General features: G+C 53.4%; 20 protein-coding genes and 1 other annotated feature. Of the genes, 11 read left to right on the top strand and 9 right to left on the bottom strand.

Annotated elements, in window-relative coordinates:
- Positions 1–152: 152 nt before the first annotated feature.
- On the top strand, positions 153–830 hold the full coding sequence (locus KNP76_RS11295; protein ID WP_214844579.1) for a uracil-DNA glycosylase: 678 nt from the start codon (positions 153–155) through the stop codon (positions 828–830).
- 121 nt (positions 831–951) lie between these two features.
- Positions 952–1149 (top strand) — a binding site (T-box leader).
- A 53-nt stretch (positions 1150–1202) separates the two neighbouring features.
- On the top strand, positions 1203–2768 hold the full coding sequence (locus tag KNP76_RS11290) for an aromatic amino acid hydroxylase (RefSeq protein WP_214844578.1): 1566 nt from the start codon (positions 1203–1205) through the stop codon (positions 2766–2768).
- A gap of 67 nt (positions 2769–2835) precedes the next feature.
- On the opposite strand, the gene KNP76_RS11285 is transcribed toward KNP76_RS11290, so the two are convergent.
- Complete coding sequence (locus tag KNP76_RS11285; RefSeq protein WP_034808756.1) at positions 2836–3828, bottom strand: alpha/beta hydrolase; 993 nt, start codon at positions 3826–3828, stop codon at positions 2836–2838.
- 35 nt (positions 3829–3863) lie between these two features.
- Entirely contained in the window at positions 3864–4685 is an 822-nt protein-coding gene (locus KNP76_RS11280) for a Cof-type HAD-IIB family hydrolase (protein WP_214844577.1), read from the bottom strand.
- Positions 4686–4809: 124 nt separating this feature from the next.
- Here KNP76_RS11280 and KNP76_RS11275 point away from each other — a divergent pair, with 124 nt between their 5' ends.
- From KNP76_RS11275 to KNP76_RS11260, 4 genes are all read left to right on the top strand, one after another.
- The gene (locus KNP76_RS11275) at positions 4810–5502 is read left to right on the top strand and encodes a response regulator transcription factor (protein WP_034808752.1); all 693 of its coding nucleotides are present in this window, start codon (positions 4810–4812) and stop codon (positions 5500–5502) included.
- A complete protein-coding gene (locus tag KNP76_RS11270) occupies positions 5499–6878 on the top strand; it encodes a sensor histidine kinase (RefSeq protein ID WP_214844576.1) in 1380 nt (459 codons plus the stop codon). The genes KNP76_RS11275 and KNP76_RS11270 overlap by 4 nt, the downstream gene beginning before the upstream one ends.
- Before the next feature lie 64 nt (positions 6879–6942).
- Positions 6943–7308: a DUF1499 domain-containing protein gene (locus KNP76_RS11265; protein ID WP_211780081.1), complete on the top strand. Its 366-nt coding sequence runs from the start codon at positions 6943–6945 to the stop codon at positions 7306–7308.
- The gene (locus tag KNP76_RS11260) at positions 7305–8729 is read left to right on the top strand and encodes a dihydrolipoyl dehydrogenase family protein (protein WP_214844575.1); all 1425 of its coding nucleotides are present in this window, start codon (positions 7305–7307) and stop codon (positions 8727–8729) included. The genes KNP76_RS11265 and KNP76_RS11260 overlap by 4 nt, the downstream gene beginning before the upstream one ends.
- 24 nt (positions 8730–8753) lie before the next feature.
- Here KNP76_RS11260 and KNP76_RS11255 read toward each other — a convergent pair whose 3' ends face one another.
- The 3 genes from KNP76_RS11255 to KNP76_RS11245 all read right to left on the bottom strand — a co-directional run bounded on the left by KNP76_RS11255 (position 8754) and on the right by KNP76_RS11245 (position 10627).
- Positions 8754–9533 (bottom strand): flagellar motor protein MotB, encoded by a 780-nt coding sequence (locus KNP76_RS11255; RefSeq protein ID WP_214844574.1) that lies wholly within the window; start codon positions 9531–9533, stop codon positions 8754–8756.
- Positions 9511–10293: a flagellar motor stator protein MotA gene (gene motA / locus KNP76_RS11250; protein WP_034807231.1), complete on the bottom strand. Its 783-nt coding sequence runs from the start codon at positions 10291–10293 to the stop codon at positions 9511–9513. The genes KNP76_RS11255 and motA overlap by 23 nt, the downstream gene beginning before the upstream one ends.
- Before the next feature lie 82 nt (positions 10294–10375).
- The gene (locus KNP76_RS11245; RefSeq protein ID WP_251137453.1) at positions 10376–10627 is read right to left on the bottom strand and encodes a hypothetical protein; all 252 of its coding nucleotides are present in this window, start codon (positions 10625–10627) and stop codon (positions 10376–10378) included.
- Between the two features lie 136 nt (positions 10628–10763).
- On the opposite strand from KNP76_RS11245, the gene KNP76_RS11240 reads away from it, so the two are divergent.
- Positions 10764–12143 carry a TrkH family potassium uptake protein gene (locus tag KNP76_RS11240; RefSeq protein ID WP_214844573.1) on the top strand — a complete coding sequence of 460 codons (1380 nt, stop codon included), beginning with the start codon at positions 10764–10766 and terminating at the stop codon, positions 12141–12143.
- 12 nt (positions 12144–12155) lie between these two features.
- Here the strand turns inward: KNP76_RS11240 and KNP76_RS11235 are convergent, their stop codons facing one another.
- Entirely contained in the window at positions 12156–13226 is a 1071-nt protein-coding gene (locus KNP76_RS11235) for an SDR family oxidoreductase (protein WP_211780078.1), read from the bottom strand.
- Positions 13223–15397 (bottom strand): PAS domain-containing sensor histidine kinase, encoded by a 2175-nt coding sequence (locus tag KNP76_RS11230; protein ID WP_214844572.1) that lies wholly within the window; start codon positions 15395–15397, stop codon positions 13223–13225. The genes KNP76_RS11235 and KNP76_RS11230 overlap by 4 nt, the downstream gene beginning before the upstream one ends.
- A 121-nt stretch (positions 15398–15518) precedes the next feature.
- Here KNP76_RS11230 and KNP76_RS11225 point away from each other — a divergent pair, with 121 nt between their 5' ends.
- Both KNP76_RS11225 and KNP76_RS11220 read left to right on the top strand, forming a co-directional pair.
- Positions 15519–16019 (top strand): restriction endonuclease, encoded by a 501-nt coding sequence (locus tag KNP76_RS11225; RefSeq protein WP_251137452.1) that lies wholly within the window; start codon positions 15519–15521, stop codon positions 16017–16019.
- 217 nt (positions 16020–16236) lie between these two features.
- Positions 16237–16716, top strand: coding sequence for an LURP-one-related family protein (locus KNP76_RS11220; RefSeq protein WP_034816745.1), 480 nt, complete (start codon positions 16237–16239; stop codon positions 16714–16716).
- A 60-nt stretch (positions 16717–16776) separates the two neighbouring features.
- Here KNP76_RS11220 and KNP76_RS11215 read toward each other — a convergent pair whose 3' ends face one another.
- Positions 16777–17400: a DUF1836 domain-containing protein gene (locus tag KNP76_RS11215; protein ID WP_034816742.1), complete on the bottom strand. Its 624-nt coding sequence runs from the start codon at positions 17398–17400 to the stop codon at positions 16777–16779.
- 148 nt (positions 17401–17548) lie between these two features.
- On the opposite strand from KNP76_RS11215, the gene KNP76_RS11210 reads away from it, so the two are divergent.
- Together KNP76_RS11210 and murB are read left to right on the top strand one after the other, a co-directional pair.
- Positions 17549–18199, top strand: a complete 651-nt coding sequence (locus KNP76_RS11210) for a diacylglycerol/polyprenol kinase family protein (RefSeq protein ID WP_214844571.1) — start codon at positions 17549–17551, stop codon at positions 18197–18199.
- Between the two features lie 152 nt (positions 18200–18351).
- Entirely contained in the window at positions 18352–19272 is a 921-nt protein-coding gene (gene murB / locus KNP76_RS11205) for a UDP-N-acetylmuramate dehydrogenase (RefSeq protein ID WP_211780878.1), read from the top strand.
- 40 nt (positions 19273–19312) lie between these two features.
- Here the strand turns inward: murB and ald are convergent, their stop codons facing one another.
- Entirely contained in the window at positions 19313–20443 is a 1131-nt protein-coding gene (ald, locus tag KNP76_RS11200) for an alanine dehydrogenase (protein WP_034816734.1), read from the bottom strand.
- Positions 20444–20579: the final 136 nt, after the last annotated feature.

The raw sequence follows: 20579 nt of genomic DNA, 5'->3' as shown, positions 1-20579 counted from the left end.
ACGGCTTGAGCCCTGTCGAATACAGGTCTCAAGCCGCTTAGGCTGGTTTTCATTATTTACCCTGTCTACTTGACGGGGAGCAGTTCAATGCGGGCTCGCCTTTTTGCTTGCGCTACATTTGGGTATGATAGAACGGAAAGGGGAGGACACCTATGGGAGAACAATTATCAGACCGCCTGCTCGGGGACTGGTCACATTTGATTGAATCCGAGATGGAGGAGCCATATTTTCAAGCGTTGAAGACGTTCGTCGACGAGGCGTATAACACGACGACGGTCTATCCGGCGCGCCAAGACATTTGGAACGCGTTCGTCTACACGAAGTTCAAGGACGTCAAGTGCGTCATTCTCGGACAAGATCCGTATCATGGCCCGAATCAGGCGCACGGCCTCAGCTTTTCGGTACAGGACGGCGTTCGTTTCCCACCATCGCTTCGAAACATCTTCCAAGAGCTGGCCGATGACATCGGTTGTACACCACCGAAGAGTGGGAACCTTGAGAAGTGGGCGCGCCAGGGCGTATTGCTCCTCAATACGGCGCTCACCGTCGAGGCGGGCAAAGCCGGTTCACACCGGGGTCAAGGATGGGAAACGTTCACCGACACGATTATCCGAGAGCTTGGCAATCGAGAGCAACCAATCGTTTTTATTCTTTGGGGTAACGATGCCAAGAAAAAACAGACGCTCATCGGTGAGCAGCACTTAATTTTGACATCGGTCCATCCGAGCCCGCTCTCGGCTCACCGCGGCTTCTTTGGTTCAAAGCCATTCTCGCAAGTGAATGCGAAGCTCAGTGAATGGGGCGTCGAAGAAATCGATTGGTGTTTATGACAGTTCGCGCATGCGGACTGTTTTTTTGGTTGACGTCAGAAAAAAGGTCTGGTATCGTTACTACCAACAAGATGCTTTAGTGCTTAAAAGCGAATGTGCATAAAAGCATAACTGTATAACAGTAAAAGTGATGACCAAACCGAAGTAGAGACATCTTCCCTGGCCCAGAGAGCGTGTGGTGCTGCGAACACGCCCAAAAGATGAATCGAATTACAGTTTGCGAGCTCTCAACGATTGAGCGGTCCCCCGTTACCGGAATGAAGTGACTAGACGTCTGTCTAGTAATCAGGGTGGTACCGCGGCAACCGTCGTCCCTATCGAGTGATTCGATAGGGACTTTTTGACGTTTCATATACAAAAGGAGGAACCAACATGTTGACACAACTGATCCCACGCCACTTGGCGCCACATATCTCTCCACAATTCTACGACGAGTACACGCCGACCGATCACGCTGTTTGGCGGTTCGTCTTACGGCTCAACTTGCATACGCTCGAAGGGAAAGCCCACCCGTTTTACATCGAGGGATTGAAGAAGACCGGGATGGGGCCGGAACGGTTGCCAAACGTCGAGGCGATGACCGAAGAGATGCGTTCGGCCGGATGGTCGACGGTCGCCGTCGATGGACTCATCCCTGGTGTCGCCTTCTTCGACTTCCAAGGGAACGGGATGCTTCCGGTCGCGACCGATATCCGAAAAGTCGAAAACATCTTATACAGCCCGGCGCCGGACATCATTCATGAAGCGGCTGGCCATGCCCCGATGCTGATGGACCCCGATTTTTCAAATATCGTTAAACGGTTCGGTCAACTTGGTGCCAAGGCGTTCATGAACCGGGAAGAGCATGCCTCGTTCGCGGCTTTGAAACGGTTGACTGTCGTGAAAGAGAACGCCAACTCGACGGATGAAGAGATTGCAGCGGCAGAGGCGGCGGTCCATGCGGCGAAAGCGCAAGTGACCGGATTCTCTGAAGCGCAACAAGTCGCGCGCATCTTTTGGTGGACGGTCGAGTTCGGATTGATCGGTGACGTTGACAACCCGCTTATCTACGGGGCAGGCCTCTTGTCTTCAGTAGGCGAGAGTCGTCACTGTTTGACAGACGCCGTCACGAAGCATCCGTTCGACCTCGAACACGCCCTCGAGACGAAACAAGACGTGACGAATATGCAACGTGAGCTGTTCGTCATTCGGGACTTTGACGCTTTGATCGATGCGCTTGACGAGCTCGAGCGCCGGATGGCCGTTCATCAGGGCGGTATCGCCTCAATCGAGAAGGCGCTCGCCTCGGGCAGTCAGGCGACCGTCCGCCTCGAAGACGGGACGGACCGAGTCGGCGTGGTCCGCCACATGACGAAGCACGACGGGCACGTCCTCATCCAATGGAACGATTGTGTGAAAGTCGACAACGGACAATTAACGAACCTCGAGAACCACGGTTTGCTCATTCTCGACGGGCCGATTCAAGACGTGTTGGCGACGGCAGCGATTCGACTCGATGGACAGGTCGTCAACGAGATGGCAGACGAGTTGCGTTTAGAAAATGTCGTCATTGAGCTGGAAGGGCGCCGAATCGAACTGGCGACACTTGAAATTCGCCAAGATTCGATTCCGTCGGTCTTTCCGGGGACCGACGTCGAGGAGCTCGTCCTCATCGAAAAACCGGTCATCGTCGAACGAGATGCGCGCGTTTGGACGAACGATGATCCGATGTTCAACCGTGTCCGTAACTTGCGCGAACAAGGAGCATCTATCGATGAGATCGTCCCGACGATCCTCGAAGACCACGCGGACGCCTGGTTGCTTCAAATCGAGTGTCTCGAACTCGTCGAATCCGAAACGCTAAAGCAGGCGCTCATTGAACGGCTCCAACAGTTACGTGCGACATCCGCTTCACGGAACGAACTGATTGGCAGGGCGTTTGATTTGCTACACATTTGAACAAGACGAGAAAAAAATGACCGCCCACTCGCAAGAGTAGGCGGTCATTTTTGCGGAACGACGATGGTCACGGATTGACTGACGTTGTCGTCTCGCGCAAGAACGTGATGAGGCGGCGATACGTCGAACTCGCGGCCGGTTTGTCCATCTCGAAGTGATACGCGTGACCAAGTTCCCCTTCGTCATAGAACACGCTCGTCACATCGGTGCGACCAGCGAGGATGGTGGCGAACTCTTTTGCCTGCGCCTCGAACGAGCCCGTGTTGCCGTCCGTGATAAACGTCGGGACGAACGTCGCTGGAATGTTGACGAGCGGGGACGCTTCCGTAACGACGGGGAGGTTCTCCCAGTTATACGTCCCGAAGTACGCCCACCCGATCCGTTTGAAGAGGAAGCGGTTGACCGCTTTTGACGACTCGAGCATCGTCCGCTTCAAGTCGTACGGGCCAGACATCAAAATCGTCCCGAGAATCGATTGTTTCGGTACGACTTGCTTCACTTCGGCTGATGGGGCGTAGCCGTCGTTCAATTGAATACCGACGAACTGAGCGACGAGTTGCGCGCCGTTTGAATCGCCGGCGAAAAAGACGCGGTCGAGGTCGAGCCGGAAGCGGTCGTTGTTCTCGACGATATAGGCGTACGCTTCCTCGATTTGTTGGAGCGGCACGGGATACGTTACGTCCGGCGCGAGCGCATAGTTGATGCTGACGACGTTGTAGCCGTTACTCGCGATGGACGTCGCATATTTGAAGACGTCGGCCTTGTCACCGCCGACGAACGAACCGCCGTGCACCCAAAAGATGGTCGGGACTTGCTTGTCGCCTTCATAACGAATCAAATCAAACGTCCCGTTCTCGTAAGACGAATGATAGTCGATATCTTTTCGGACCGACGTCTTTTGAACGACTTCGTCAAATCCTTTCATTGCGACTTCGTTGCCACCGGAAAATGAGGTTTTGACGAGGCGGGACGTCGGTTTCGGGGACAAGAATACGTACGCGGCTCCGGCGACGGCCGTCCCGACTAGTCCGAGTCCTGCTCGTTTCAATCCTTTATTCATCATACTTCCTCCTTTATGAAGCGTTGCTTCACGATTTACTGATCGATGAGGACACTGCTCATGAACGTCTCGACGACATGCGCGATGCCATCCTCGTTGTTTGATTTCGTAATGAAATCGGCTTTTCCTTTGACTGTCGTATTGGCGTTGCCCATGGCAACACCGAGACCGGCCCACTCAATCATCGTCAAGTCGTTGTTCCCGTCTCCACAAGCAATCACTTGTGCTTGGTCGATTCCGACGTGCTTCGCTAGAAACGCAAGACTCGTCCCTTTCGTCACGCCAGCCTCTGTGAACTCGAGGAAGAACGGCTTCGAGCGAGCGACGGCGAGCTTGCCTTCGAGTTCGACTTGGAGTTTCGTCTCGATTGGTGCGAGGGTGTCCCCGTCACCGAGCATGAGACATTTGACGACCGGTGTCGTCACCGCCGTCTTGAAGTCGTCGACGTGGATGACCGGCATCCCCGTCAATTCTCCTTCGATATCGGTGTATGGGTTCGGTTGATCGGTTACGATTTCGTTACCGATGTACGTATGAATCGCGATTTCCTCACGTACACTGATATCATGGAGGTATGCGACCGTTTCAGGTGTAAGCGTGCTCGAGAAGATTTCTTCGTTCGTCGCACAATCAATAATCGACGCACCGTTAAACGACAAGATGAAACTACCGTATTTCGCAAGCTCGAGCTCACGGGCCGCGTCCCACATCGCATATGTCGGACGGCCGCTCGCAAGGACGACTTTATGTCCGCGCTCTTGGGCGTCAAGAAGCGCAGCTTTTGTTTTCGGGGAAATCGTATGGTCACTCGTGAGCAACGTATCGTCCATATCTAACACAATCATTTTATAACTCATATCGGGATGAGTCCTCCTTCGGAATCTAATGACTCCATCCTAATACGATTTAAGGTCAATTGACAACCTTGTCGCAAAAACGTAACTATAATGTAGAGAAGTGAACTTCAGAAGAGGTGGATATATGAATCGGATATTAGTAGCCGAGGATGAGCATGCGATTCGCAGCTTTATCATCGTAAATTTAAAGCGAGCGGGGTTTGATGTGTTCGAAGCGACGAACGGGCGTGAAGCGGTGACAGCATTCGACCGCCAGCCGTTCGATATCGTCTTGCTCGATGTCATGATGCCAGAAATGGACGGATTCGAAGCGTGCGCGGCGATTCGCGACTTAGACGAGAACGTCGGGATCATCATGTTGACGGCACGGACGCTTGAAGAGGATAAGATTGAAGGGCTCGGGAAAGGTGCGGACGACTACATCGCCAAACCGTTCAGTCCAGGCGAACTCGTCGCCCGGATTCAAGCGCTCCTTCGCCGGGTCGAGAAAGTGAAGCGTAAAGAGAAGAAACGGTTGAAGTCGGGCCCGTTCGCCATCGACCTTGCAGCCAAGCAAGTGACGAAGTACGGGCAACCGATTGACTTGACACCGACCGAATACGACTTGATTTGCCATCTCGTCCAAAACGAGGAAGTCGTCTTGTCGCGCGACGCCTTGCTCGACGCGGTTTGGGGCATCAATTACTTCGGGGACCGGAAGACCGTAGACGTGAACATTCGGCGACTGCGGCAAAAGATTGAAGATGATCCGAGCCATCCGGCGTTCATTGAGACGCTGTGGGGGCATGGGTACAAGTGGCGGAGACATGACGGATGAAGCAACAGCTTGTCCTTCGTATTATGATTGTCGTCACACTCGTCCTCGTCCTGCTCGTGAGCGTCCTCTCTTACGGTACGTATCGCTATTACTATGAGTATGAGTCCGAGGCGCTCCTCAGTCACGCCACGACGAGTGCCTATCTGTATCCGCAAGCGCAAGTCGGCTTCGAGACGCCGAGCGCCTTCTCGGTGCTCGTACGGACGTTCGGTTACCCGGGAACGGATTTGACGATTGTCGACCGAAGCGGCGACATCATCAAGACGACCGGACAACGAGATCAACAGGCGCTGTTCACCGAGTCGCAACTCGACCGCTTGGCCCGAGGGGAATCGGTCGTTCAAGATTACGATGTCGGTGACGAACACTTCTTATCGGTAACGAGCCCGATCATGACCGGGGAAACGACCGAACTCGCCATCAGCTTCACCCGCCCGCTCGAAGACCTCGACACGCTCATCCGAGAGATTTGGATGGCGGTCGTCATGATTGGCGTCCTCATCTGGCTCATCGCCCTCTACGCGGTCATTCGCATCGCGGACCGGTTCGTCCGTCCGATTCGAGAAATCATCGAGACGGCTGATGAGATGGCACAAGGAGATTTCGATCTCGAAGTCTACTCGAATGAGAAACATGAGCTTGGGGCGCTCGCGCGGACGTTGACGTATTTAGGCGCAAAAGTCCAACAGCATCAGTCGACACGGAACGAATTTTTATCGAACGTGTCCCATGAACTGCGGACACCGCTCACGTCAATCAAAGGATGGACCGAGACGATTCGCGGCGGCAACGAGAAGTTGTCCGAAGAGACCGAGCTCGGCCTCAGCATCATCCATTCTGAGACCGAGCGGATGATCGGCCTCGTCGAGCAGCTCCTCGATTACACGAAGATCGAAGAGAGCCGCCTCGTCTTGTATCGTCAGGAACTCGACCTCGTCACGTTGTTGCGTAAAGTGTCCGTGCAACTAAAACAGTCGCTTGAGGATAAACAGATTACCCTCATCGAGCGGTATCCACAAAAATCGACGGGTCTATTCGATGAGAATCGACTGAAGCAAGTGTTTTTGAACTTGCTCGACAACGCGATTCGATTCTCGCCGGAAGGCGGGACGTTGACCGTTCGGTTCGTTCAGTCGGAACGGGTCGCCTTCATTTCGATTATCGATGAAGGACCGGGCATCTCAAAAGAACATTTACAACGCATCACCGAGATGTTCTATCAGGCGCAAGTGACCGAAGGCAGTAGCGGCCTCGGCCTTGCCATCGCCAAAGAGTTGATTGAAGCGCATGAAGGAAAACTCGTCATCGAGAGCGAGGTCGGGCAGGGTACGACCGTGACCGTCCTCTTGCCGCTCGACCCGAGCGAGTTACATTAATAGGGTTAAACCTCCCCGATTCAGGATACATGTAATTGTATGTAGAATAAGGGAGGTTTTTCGCGTGGCCACGAAATCATTGAAACCAATTAAAGGGACACCGAACGCCGTATCGACACAGACGTCGAACGAGGCGCTCAAGATGGAGCCGCTTCCGTACGGGCGCGACCGGGCCGAGACGGTCGGAGCGATTAAGATGGTCATGGGGCAATTGCCGCGGACCGAGCTCATCGACGAGACCGAAGAGTCACTCCATTACGTCGTCGCGACGAAAGTGATGAAGTTTAAAGATGACGTCGAGTTTTTATTCGACGACGAGACACGACAAATTGAATTTCGTTCAGCATCAAGAGTCGGCTATTCAGATTTCAATGTGAATCGGAAACGGATGGAAGACGTGAGCGAGCGATATCGGAGGTTGATCAAATGAAAGATTATCAGTTGATTGTAATCGGAGGTGGCGCCGCCGGGATGACGGTCGCCGCAGGTGCGGCCAACCTAGGCGCGAAAGTCGCGCTCGTCGAGAAGAAGAAGCACCTCGGGGGCGACTGTCTCCACGTCGGATGTATCCCGTCAAAGGCGCTCATCGCCGCCTCGAAAGAAGCGAGTTCGATGATGCAAGCAGCCCGCGTGCTCGGCACCGAGTTCGATGGACGAGACCATTACCAGTCAACGAAAGCCCGTGTCGATCGTGCCCGCGAAATCATTCAAGAGCATGACGGGACGGAACGTTTTACGAAGTTAGGCGTTGACGTTTATATCGGCGAAGCGTCGTTCCAAAGCCCGTACGAGTTAAAAGTCGGGGACGATCTTTTGATTGGGAAGAAATTCGTCATCGCAACCGGATCGCAACCGACCGTCCCACCGATTGACGGACTTGATACGGTACCGTACTTAACGAACGAAGACGTCTTCCACGAGGAGACGCTACCAGAGAGCATCATCGTCATCGGAGCCGGCACGATTGGGCTCGAGCTCGCTCAGTCATTCGCTCGGCTAGGCAGTCAAGTGACGGTGCTCGAGGCGCTCGATACGTTTTTGCCAAAAGAAGATGAGTCGGTGCGGACGCTACTTAAATCTCAACTTGAGATGGCGATGCGTTTGAAGATTGGCGTGGACGTCAAACACATCTCAGAAGTGGACGGCAAGATTCATGTCGAAGCGGAAATCGACGGGGAGACCGTGCATTACGAAGCGGACAAGCTGCTCATGGCGACGGGACGAAAGCCACGGCTCGAGGCGCTTCGCCTCGACCGGGCCCACGTCCACGTCAAAGACGGATACGTTGACGTCTCATCGACGTATCGGACGTCACAACCGCACATCTTTGCAATCGGCGACACGATCAATACGCTCCCGTTCACGCACGCTGCGGGCGAAGAAGGGAAAGCCGTCGTCGCGAACGCCTTGTTCGGTCTATGGAACAAAGTCGATTATAAGAAGATGCCGTGGATCACGTTCACGGACCCGGAAGTGTTCCACGTCGGTTTGACCGAGGCCGAGGCACGAGAACAGTACGGGGAAGACGTCGACATCTTTGAAGCGAAGCTGTCCGAGGTCGACCGTTTCGTCGCCGACCGTCAAGAGACCGGTTTCGTCAAAATCATCACGCGGAAGAACGGTAAAATCATTGGCGGTCACGCGGTCGGAATGACGGCCGGCGATTGGATGCAAATCGTCGTCTACGCGATGCAGCGCGGGGATAAGATTGGAAAGCTGTCCCGTATGATTTATCCGTATCCATCACGGAGCGAGGCCGTGAAGAAGGCGGCCGACCTCTACTGGCGCAAACGTCTCTTCAACAGCCCGCTCACTGACCTCGCCCGTAAATATTTTGAATGGACAAGATGACAAAAAGCCCACGCGAGTGGGCTTTTACTGTGGCAAAATAATCGTCTCAATCATTTTTGGTGCACCTTCGGATAGGTCGACGAGTGGTTTAATCAACACTTCGACGCGACGATTCTTGGCCCGTCCTTCCGGCGTGCTGTTCGTCGCAATCGGCTTATATTCCCCATAGCTCGCGAGTGTGAATTGGCTCGGATTCAGTGTGTCGTTCGTCAATAAGCCACGCATGAAGGCGGTCGCCCGGGCCGAACTGAGTTCCCAGTTCGATGGGAAGCGGGCCGTGTTGATGGGGACGTTGTCCGTATGGCCCGAGACGACGATTTCCCGGTTACCGGCTTGCTCGAGGATGCCGCTGATGGAGCGGGCGACGGCTCGAGCCTCGGCGTCTAACGTCGCGTCCCCCATGCTGAAGAGCGCACGGTCTTGAATCGTCAAGACGAGACCGCTCGAATTGATGGTCGCTTCAATCTCGTCTTGTAGGCCGTTCTGTTTAATGTACTCGTTCACTTGTTCTTTCAGTTCGTCGAGTTTCGCGAGTTCGTACGTTCGCGGGTTCGCCGTCGTGTCCGTGTTGTTCGTCCGGTTGATGTCGCTGTTTGAGGCGGTCGATGCTTGGAATACGCTCGTCCCGCCAGAGAAGACTTGGTTGAACGACCGTGACATCTTCTCGAGTTTTGTCTGGTCGACGTTACTCGACGCGAACAAGACGATGAAGAGCGCGAGGAGGAGCGTCAATAAGTCGGCGTAGGGGATGAGCCAGCCTTCTGAAATATGTTCTTCATGATCATGCTTCTTTTTGCGCTTCATAGTCGGCTCGCTCCTTTGGAGACAAATACACAGACAGCTTATCTTCTAACGTCTTCGGCGATTCGCCGCCTTGAATCGAGAGGATCCCTTCAATCATCATCTCTTTGATGAGCACTTCGCTCTTCGAGTATTGCTTCAGTTTATTCGCGAACGGGAACCAGAGCACATACCCTGAGAAAATTCCGAATAGCGTCGCAACGAAAGCGGCTGAGATGGCGTAGCCAAGTTTTTCGATGTCGGATAAGTCTTTTAAGGCAGCGACAAGCCCGATGACGGCTCCGAGTACGCCGAGTGTCGGGGCGTATGTACCGGCTTGTGTGAAGACGTCAGCGTTCGCCTTATGGCGGATTTCCATGTTTTCGATATCACGTGACATGACTTCGGCGATATATTCGGACGGTTGTCCATCGATGACCATCATCATGCCTTGCTTCAAAAACGGTTCATCGACTTGTTCGAGCGCTGTCTCAAGAGAGAGAAGCCCTTCTTTTCGTGCTTGTGTCGATAAATCGACGAATTGCGTCAACATGCCGGTCTTACTTGGGAGCGTTTGTTTCGTGAATAGAATTTTAAAAAGTTTTGGAACGGTTTGTAGCTGTTCTTTCGAGACGGCGATACTGACCGCAGCGGCCGTCCCGACAAAAATGATGACCAATGCGGCCGGGTTAATCAGGGGGGCTACGCCTGCACCTTTTAGAAGCATTCCACCAATCAATGTGAAAAAGCCGAGTATAAGCCCTACTAACGTGACGACATCCATGTCTATGTTTTCCACCTTTCTAATCCAGGACATAAAAAAGCGAGAGACGCCACTCGTCTCCCGCATAATGCGTTCCCGATGGTTAAGCGCCGTTTTCGTCAATCAGCAATTGGATGCTGACATTTCGTTCTTCACGCTCTATATCGGTTAATACGTCGTATTTTTTTAACAATGCGTACAATTGATTCACAACTTCTTGATCGAGTGACCAATGCAACAATTCTTCAAGCTGGAAATAAAGATGGGCGGGCATGTACTGTGACTGGCGCTCCAAACTTCGCGAGACATCCTTTAGCGAATGATCTACCGTACTAGGGTCCACGGTTTCATTCAACCTCCTCAACGTTTATAAAGTCTATCTATCATATTACCAAAAAATCGAAGAAAGGGTTAGCGTGACATTTTCCTAGTTGGCAATTTTGTCGGCAAGGCGTAATATGTGGCTTAGAAAGAGTGAAGGGGACATGGGGATGCGACATCCATTATCGATACGGGAACGGCGGCTGAAGCGAATCGAGGCGTTATACCGAATCGTATTCGAGAAACCGGCCCGTTTTATTGCCAGCGGCTTTTTACTCGTGATTTTGATTGGGGCGACGCTCCTTTATATGCCGTTCGCGCAAAGTGAACCCGTCGCGTGGATTGACTGTCTCTTCATCGCGACGTCGGCCGCTACGGTGACAGGGCTTTCCACAGTCGACATCGGGACGGCGTTTACGACGTTTGGTGAGCTTGTCATCATGGCGTTGATTCAAATCGGGGGGCTCGGTTTTATGACCGTCGCCCTCATGCTCCTCAGCGTGCTCGGACGTAAAATCGGTTTGAAACAACGCATCTTACTCCAAGAGTCCCTCAACTTGTCAGGACCGGGCGGGACGGTAAGGCTCGTTCGAAACATCGTCTTCACGACGATCATCGTTCAAGTGATCGGTCTCTACTTTTTGACAGCAGAACTGTACGGCACAGGCGACTACTCGTTCGGTGACGCCTTGTACTACGGCTTCTTCCACGCCGTCTCGGCGTTCAATAACGCCGGGTTTGCCCTATGGCCAGATAGCCTCATGCAGTTTGAACAGAACACGTCCATCGTCATCACGATTTCCATTCTTATCATGATTGGCGGCCTCGGCTTCACGACGATTGCTGATGTGACCGAAGTGAAGGGCTGGAAGCGCTTGGCGCTCCACTCGAAAATCATGATCGGCTCACTACTTGTCATCAATGGAATCGCCTGGTTCGGCCTCATGCTGTTCGAGTGGGTGTCGAGAGAAGGGGCGCTTTACGGACGCCCACTCGGCGAAGCGCTTCACGCGACGTTTTTCCAAGCGATCACGACACGGACGGCCGGCTTCAATACGATGGATATCGCGACGATGGCGCCGGTCTCAATCGGTCTCATCCTCATCCTCATGTATATCGGGGCAGGGGCCGCCTCGACAGGATCAGGGATTAAAGTGACGACTGTAGTGGTCATTTTGGCCGACATGTGGGCGTTTCTGCTTGGGAAGAAGGAGACGGTCATCATGGAACGGACAATCGACACGTTTCAAATCAAAAAAGCGTACATGGTCGCGATTACGAGCTTCTTCTTTATAGTATTTATTACGACCTTGACGGTTTTGACGAACGGTCACTTGCCAGCGACGGCCGTATTGTTTGAAGTCGTCTCCGCGTTCGGGACGGTCGGCTTGTCGCTCGGGATCACGGCCGAGTTAAACAACAGCGGGAAAGAACTCATCATGTTCATGATGCTACTCGGTCGCGTCGGCTCGCTCACGATCCTCTTCACCGTGGCACGGCAGCTCGACCGTAAGATTCGCTACCCGAAAGAAAAACTATTGATTGGATGACAAAAAGCCCTATTAGGGCTTTTTGTGTGTCTCGTAATAGGTGACGACTTGCGGCAAATAATCTTTCAAGTCCGGGCAGACGATCCCGGTCCCGCTCAATGCGCGCATCGCCTGTGTCGTATCGAACCGGACTTGATGCTTGAAATAGTCGAGCAGTTCGCGCGGGACGCCGTACCGCTCTTGAAGCTTGAGTGCGGAAAACCCAGCCTCGGCGGCGATATGGGGGATGGTGCCGCGCGGGGCACGTGCAAACATCGTCTCGTGAATCATCCGGTACACTTCACGGACGCCGTGCGGGAACGGATCCGTCAAATGGAACGTCCGGCCAAGTCCGGCCGGGGCATGCGCGAGATAGGCTGTCGCCTCGACGACATAGTCGTACGGGACGAGGTTCACTTCGACATTTTGACGTCCGATGTAAGGAAGCGGGGCCGCCTGGCGCAACTGGTCCATCAGTTTCAAGACGAAATAGACGCCGTCGAACTTCTTCGTCTCCCCGGTCACGCTATGGCCGATGACGATGCCGGGGCGGATAATCGTGATCGGCATCGAACCGAACTCGCGCGAGACGATTGCTTCCGCCTCATACTTCGTCGCCTCATAATGATTTTTGAACGGCAGGCGGTGCCATAATTCATTCTCATATACGGTGCCTTGGCGCCGACCGGAGACGTAAGCGGTGCTGAAGTAGACGTATCGTTTGAGATGAGCGGCACGCTTCGCGAACGCGGTCATATGTTTCGTCCCGAGCATATTGATCCGATAGCCAACGTCATACGGGATACTCAAGTCGTAAGCAGCAGCGAGGTGGAACACGTAATGGACGTCCCGTTCGATGACCGAACGCGTGATTGGGTCAAGAATCACTTCGGGGAGCGTGATGTCGGCTTCGACGAGAACGAGTTGTGTTTCCTCTAACGTCGTCGCCTCGAGCAGCTCGTCTTTCAAGACGATGGCTTCTTCTTTTTGATGGGGCAAATGGAGCGCATAAATCGTGCCGATTTGGTTCGGTACCGACGCGAGATGGGTGATCAGCTTCCCGGCCAAAAAACCAGGGAACCCCGTAAAGGCGTAATGGTTCATAGTGTCTCCTCCGCTAAGTCGAGCGTGAACGTGAACGTCGAGCCGACGCCGACCGTCGATTCGACTTCGATGCTACCGCCGTGCGACTCGATGATTTCCTTACAGATGGACAACCCGAGCCCCGTCCCCCCGATTTGGCGCGTATCGGAGTTGTCGACGCGATAGAATTTCTTGAATAGCTCTTCGAACGCGTGCTCGGGGATGCCGATGCCGAAATCTTGAATCGAGACGAACGCTTGTCCATGCTCGGCTCGGATTCGGACCTCAACTTCGTGGTGTTGCGGCGAATACTTGATTGCGTTCGACAACAGATTGATGAGCACTTGCTCGATACGCGCTTGATCGGCGATGAGAGGCAGTGCTTCATCGGCGTCGTCAAAATGGATGGAATGGTTGCTCGTCTCACGGAACCGTTCGACGACGTCACGAACGAGCTCGTTCAAGATGAAACGGTCCTTTTTATACTCCTGATTGCCGTCCTCCATGCGCTGAATGTCGAGGAAGTCGTTCAACAAGTCCGTCAACCGTTTCGCTTCTTTAGCCATCGTCTTCAAGAAACGCTCTCGTTTCTCCGGCGTCAGCTCTCGACTTTGCATGAGCTCGATATAGCCGGATAAGGAAGAGAGCGGAGTCCGCAGTTCATGGGAGACCGTGCTGACGAGCTCGTTCTTGATTTGGTCCATCCGCTCTTCCTCGGTTCGATTTCGGAAGACGAACAAGAAACCACTGTCGACGCCGACTTGACGCTTCGCGTCCATACCGGTCGCGTACATCTCGTAGTACTGTTCATCCCGGTCGTTCGGTTGCGGAATCGAGAAGCGCATCGATACCTCGTGGGCCGAGCCGTCGAGCAGGAGGTCGACTTTTTTCAACATCTCCGTCCGGTCTCGTTGTCGGAACGTCGTCAAGAGCGGGATGCGCTCTTGCATCTTATTCGGGGCGATGCCGGGCAAGTCGAGCAGACGGCGGGCGTGCACGTTCATGAACAGGACGCTGCCGTTCGATTCGGTCAAGACGAACGCCTCGTTCGACGCTTGTAAAATCGACTGGATGATATCGCGCTGGCGGGCGATGGCGTTCTTCTCGCGCTCGAGCATCCGTTCGACTTTCTTACGGTCGCTAATGTCACGCATGACGGCGACGCGGAGCGTCTGGCCTTGATACGTCACCTCTTTCGGGTACACTTCTATCTCGAGGAACGTGCCGTCCTCGCGTCGACCGATGACTTCGTACGGCGTCTGGATATGGTTGCGGATACGTCGCAAGACGTCGGCCCGGTAGCCTTCGGCGATGAACTCGATTGTCTGGCGACCGACCATGTCTTCAGCGGGGATGCGGAAAATCGTCTCGGCCGCCTTGTTGGCGTCGAGAATCGTCCCGTCCTCATGGAACAAAACGGCTTCGATGACCGACTCAGCGAACATCCGATAGCGCTGTTCTTTATGGAGCAACTCGCCTTTTAACGCAATCTCCGGGCTGACGTCGAAGACGAAGAAGAAGAAGCCGATGACGCGGGCTTGCTCGTAGACGGGATGCATGAACAGCTTCCCGACGAAGTGGGTCCGGTCTTTCCGTTGAAACTTCCATTCGCGGTCGCCACGATCGAGTGCGACGCGGAGCATCTGTTCGAACGATAGCAAGCGTTCGGTCTCGTCCTGGTAATGCGTCCGTTTCTCGCTCAATTCGCGGGACTCGAAGAGGGCGAATGGGGTCATCTCGTATAAGACTTCATGGGGGGCATAGCCGAACAGCTCGGTCGCCCCTTTATTGAATCGGTTGATGAGCAAGTTCGCATCGGTCATGATCATCGCCATGTCGAGCTCCGTATGCATCATCGCTTCGAAGGCGTTATGTTGGACCGTCACCCGCGTATCGAGCGGGAGCGGTTCGATTGAGAGAATATAGACGTCTCCGTTCGGGATGGCGTGGATGCGGATGGTCGGCATCTCGTACATCCAAGGGAGTCCTTGTTCCATCCGGCGCGACAGCTCCATCGTAATCGGGGATTGATTGACCATATGAAAGATGTTTGAACGCGTCTGTAAATCTTCAGGAAATTGTTTTAAGAACGGTCGGTTCGCTTGCACGATCGTGCCGTCTGTTTGAATTAAGGCGACACCGTAAGGCAAAGCATGCAACAGGTCGTTCTGGAGATGCACTCTTTTCTCCATCAACGGGTAATCCCTCCTTCTATAAATCAAACGGGTACATCTTCATACCATTCGACACCTGTGCCTTTGTTTTCCTGCCTAGAGACGGTAAAGTAATAGTGAACGAACGATGGAGAGGACGATGAACGTGAAAGGAATGGGCTTGAGTCTCATACTCGGACTTGTGCTTTGGTGGATGGACGCCCCGGTTTGGGCGATCGTCACGGTAATCATACTTGGTCTCGTCTGGCTCATCTGGCGGAAGCGCCTATCGACGATTGACCGAATCGACCGCATGGACGGACGTGAGTTCGAGTTGTTTTTAGAGGACGTGTTCCACGCGCTCGGCTACAAGGTGACCGTCACACCGGCGTCTCGTGACTTTGGCGCCGACTTGTTGCTCGAGACACCGGACGGCTGGTCAATCGCCGTCCAGGCAAAGCGCTACGAGAAAGTCGTCGGGCTCGAGGCGGTCCAACAAGTGGCGGCGGCCGTTCCATACTATGGGGTGGATGAGGGATGGGTCATAACGAACTCGTCTTATACGGAAAGTGCCTATGAATTGGCGGCACCAAATCAAGTTCGTCTGATTGCAAGATCAGAGCTCGAGCAACTGTTGAAAGAAGCAGGGTTTAAGCGCTAGGGCAGGCGGTTTTCACATGTTTGTCAAGATGACGGATTGTGTCGAAGAAAAAGGGGTTGTCTTTTTGTTCAAACGGTGCAATAATCATCTTCGTCATATGAAATATGTAGTAGTTGAACAGAGAGATTCGGCTACACGAAACAACATTGGGGTTTCACAGAATGACCAACCGGACAAATAGAAAATTCGTGGTTGGAACGTATTAGGAGGAAAAGCGGTGCGCAAATTAATTTATGTAAAAGGTTGCGTCTTTACGCAAGGCGAGGCAACCATTTATGACGAGACAAATGATGCGATCGGATCTGTTCACCGCGACGCGGAAGGCAGTGTCCAAGTGCACAATTTGTCTGGCCGACAAATCGCTCTCGGGAAATATATCCCGAACTGTCAGAAATGGGTCGTGATGAACCACGACGGGCAAGCGATTGGTCAATTGAAAGACAAATTCTCGTTATTCGGGAAAAAGTGTGAGTACAACGTCTATGAACGCGGGCTCTATACGATTCAATACGACGTCGAGCGCTACAAGTTCAGTGTACGCGACAAGGCGGGCAAGTTAGTCGCCGAGCTTCGCAAGCACGAGGACGACAGCTTCTGTCTGACGAAAGAAGCCGACCAGCTCTCGATGTTTGAACTATTGTCGGTCTTGAAGACGCTGAGCGTCAAATCACGGATGCCGCTTGCGGTTTCTGTCTGAACGTAACGACAAGCACCAGCCTTCGGGTTGGTGCTTTTCTGTATGCAAAAAACCGCTTCATCACATGAAGCGGCCCAAGTATTGTTTTGCCTCGAGCTCGAGTGTCGTGACGCGGTGGGCGTACAAACAGAGCTTCAAGACGTGGATGATGTTCGGATGGGAGTGTCCCATTTTCTCGACCGAGCGTTTTGCCCGGGTGTCGAGCAAGTCGATTGGACTCGTCGACTTGGCATATTCGGCATATAACCGATAAAAATCGATCGGCGAGATGAAGTCGTCCTCATCACGGTCCGGGTTGTTAAATATGAGCGCAAGCAGCGAGCTCGTCTCTTCAAGCGAGAACAAGTGCTTCAAGTCGTCGAGCAAATAGATGATTGCCGCCTGTTGCAAGGAATATTTCTTTCCGACACGCGGGACGCCGATAATTTTACGCACCTCGCGCTTCGTCCAGTTTTGAATCGTCGTCGCCGATAAATGCTCGCCGGTCAACGTGTTGGCGAGAGCGACGATTTGATTGATGGACAGTCCGTTCTTTTCAATATGAAACAAATGGATTTTACGGAGCTCTTTCGGAAAGTGGTCACGGACTTCTTCCGGGAACAAGGCGATGGCCCGATCGACGTCGCCAACTTGCATATAGTGAAGGCAGTCCGCCAAAGTTTGAATTGAAGTTGCGTCGCGCATAAAGCCACCCTTTCTATAGCCGGCTTCGTTCGCCGTCTATACAGTCATTTGACCTCATTCTACCAAATGTTTGAAAAGGAAGCTAGGTTCAGACCCGATTAAGGTATAATGTAAACGTAGAAAAACTGTAGCTAAAGGTGGTCTATCGATGAATGAATGGGTCAGCTCTATCTTATCGATCGTCATCGTCCTCGTATTCCTCGTCGGACTCGAACAAGTCGGCAAGCGTCTAGGTTGGACGGACGAAACAATTCGTAAAAGTGTACATATCGCGGTCGGACATTGGTCGCTCCTCGCCGTCTGGCTCATGGAGACATGGTACGTCGCGGCAATCCCGCTCGTGTTCTTCACGTTCGCGAACGCGTTCCTTCTTTATAAAAGTCCGTCGCCGGTGCATCAAACCGAACGGAAATCATTCGGCACCGTCTATTACCCAATCGCACTGCTCGTCATCTTATATTTCTTCTTTGAATCCGAGCCGCTCGCCTTCTTGGCCGGTTCGCTCGTGTTGGTTTGGGGGGACGGCTTGGCCGCACTCATCGGTCGCAAGTATGGCACGGTGACGTACGACTTATACGGTCAAAAGCGTTCGTTCCAAGGCAGTATGGCCATGTTCCTCAGTTCATATGCCGTTCTCTTTTTATTGTTTTTGTGGGATGATGTTCCCCTTTGGCAAGTGGTAACATATGGGTTCATCATTTCCGTTGTCGCGACGCTAACAGAAGCGATTTCGTATCGAGATTGGGATAACTTTACAATTCCGATTGTAGTGGCTGTCGCCACATCGTTATTGTTGTAAATCATTTGCTCGATTGTAAAGAAAACGTTGCTTGTCACTCCCGGCAAACATTTGTATACTGTGATTCGTACTGAAACCATTCAGCGACGTGCGTCGAAGCCATTCGATGCATTCATCAGATAAAAATAGAACGTAAAGGATTGAGTGAACGCATGAGCTTTTTAAATCAATTATTAACGATACTCCCAGCCGATCGCGTCAAACAAGACGAGCCTTTGTCGGCGCACACGTATACAAAGCTTGGCGGGAACGCGGACTATTTCGTGGCACCGCATACGTATGAAGAAGTTCAGGCCGTGCTTGAACTCGCACACCGCGAGAGCATGCCGTTCATGATTCTCGGGTTCGGTTCGAACTTGATCGTCCGGGACGGGGGACTCCGCGGCATCGTCTTGAACTTGAACGAACTGAAGACGATTCGTCGTGAAGGCAATCACGTCATCGCGCAAGCAGGGGCTGCCATCATCGACGTGTCGCGCCAAGCGCTCACAGAAGAGCTGTCAGGCCTCGAGTTTGCCTGCGGTATCCCGGGAACGGTCGGCGGTGCCGTCTACATGAACGCCGGTGCGTACGGCGGTGAGACGAAGGATGTGATCGTCAGCGCGGTCGTCTTGACGCCCGAAGGCGAACTGCTCACGCTCACGAAAGACGAGCTCGACCTCGACTATCGGACGAGCCGAATCGCCAAAGAGGGGCTCATCGTGCTTGAAGCGACGTTCGCACTCGAGCCGCTCGCGTACGAGGCCATCAAAGAAGTGATGGATGACTTGACGTACAAGCGCGAGTCGAAGCAACCGCTCGAGTACCCGTCATGTGGCAGCGTCTTCAAACGACCACCGGGCTACTTCGCCGGCAAGTTGATTCAAGACTGCGGCCTGCAAGGGAAACGCATCGGCGGCGCCGAAGTGTCATTGAAGCACGCCGGCTTCATCGTCAACATCGCCGACGCGACAGCGACCGAGTACATCTCGCTCATCCGTCACGTCCAAGCGACGGTGAAAGAGAAGTTCGAAATCGACTTGGAGCCAGAAGTGAAAATCATCGGGGAAGATATCGCCGTCGAAAACGCATAAAAAAGACGCTTGAACGACAATTCGTTCAAGCGTCTTTCGTTTAGGCTTGGAGCTGTTTCGTGATGGCTTCTGACGCCGGGATGAACGGATAGTCGAGGTCACGGGCGACAGCCTCATACGTGACCGTACCGTCGATGACGTTCAATCCTTTGAGGAGGGCGGCATTCTCGCGAAGCGCTGTGAAGATGCCTTTTTGCGCGCACTCGATAATGTACGGCATCGTCGCATTCGTCAGGCCGAGCGTCGACGTGCGTGGGACGGCGCCTGGCATGTTCGCAACCGCGTAATGTTGAACGCCGAAGCGCTCGTACGTCGGTGCGTCGTGTGTCGTGATGTGATCAATCGTCTCACAAATCCCGCCTTGGTCGATGGCGACGTCGACGATGACCGAGCCCGGTGACATCTGTTGCACCATATCTTTCGTCACGAGCTTCGGAGCTTTCGCACCAGGGATCAACACCGCGCCGATGACGAGGTCGCTTTCGGCGACTTGTTTGGCGATGTTATAGCTGTTTGAGATGAGCGTGTTGATCGTGTTGCCGAACTGGTCGTCGATTTGACGAAGACGGGCTGGACTGATGTCCATGAGCGTCACGTTCGCACCGAGGCCGATGGCGATGCGGGCCGCATTCGTCCCGACGACCCCGCCGCCGATGACGGTCACGTTCGCACGTGGGACGCCTGGGAGACCGGATAAGAGGATACCTTTTCCGCCGTGCGGCTTCTCTAAAATCTGTGCCCCGATTTGAGCTGCCATGCGTCCTGCGACTTCACTCATCGGTGTGAGGAGCGGGAGCGTCCGATCGATTTCCACGGTCTCGTAAGCGATTGCGGTCATGCCCGAATCGACGAGTGCTTTCGTCAGTTCCGGCTCGGCCGCCAAGTGAAGGTACGTGAAGAGCGTCAAATCGCGACGGAAGTAGCGATATTCCGACGGTTGTGGCTCTTTTACTTTGAGCGCGAGCTCGACGTGGTTCCATACGTCTGCTGCCGTGTCGACGATTGTCGCACCAGCGTCAACATATTCCATGTTCGTGAAGCCGCTCCCTACGCCTGCTTCCGTTTCAACGAGCACGTCATGCCCGAGCTCTGTCAATACGGCTGCCCCCATCGGCGTCAGTGCGACACGGTTTTCGTTGTTTTTAATCTCTTTCAATACCCCGATTTTCATGATCCGTTCCCCTTTCAATTCCTTGACACAATTTGTTCACACTTCTAGTATAGACCCTTCCGAAAAAGCTGTCTTTATCCCACATTCTAAAAATGAAGACCCTCACTTTGTGAAAAATCACAAGGTGAAGGTCTGG

It is taken from the genome of Exiguobacterium sp. s150 (assembly GCF_018618435.1).
Lineage (GTDB): Bacteria > Bacillota > Bacilli > Exiguobacteriales > Exiguobacteriaceae > Exiguobacterium > Exiguobacterium alkaliphilum.
The sequence above is the reverse complement of the archived record's forward strand: the minus strand, read 5'-3'. Positions and strand labels throughout refer to the sequence as shown.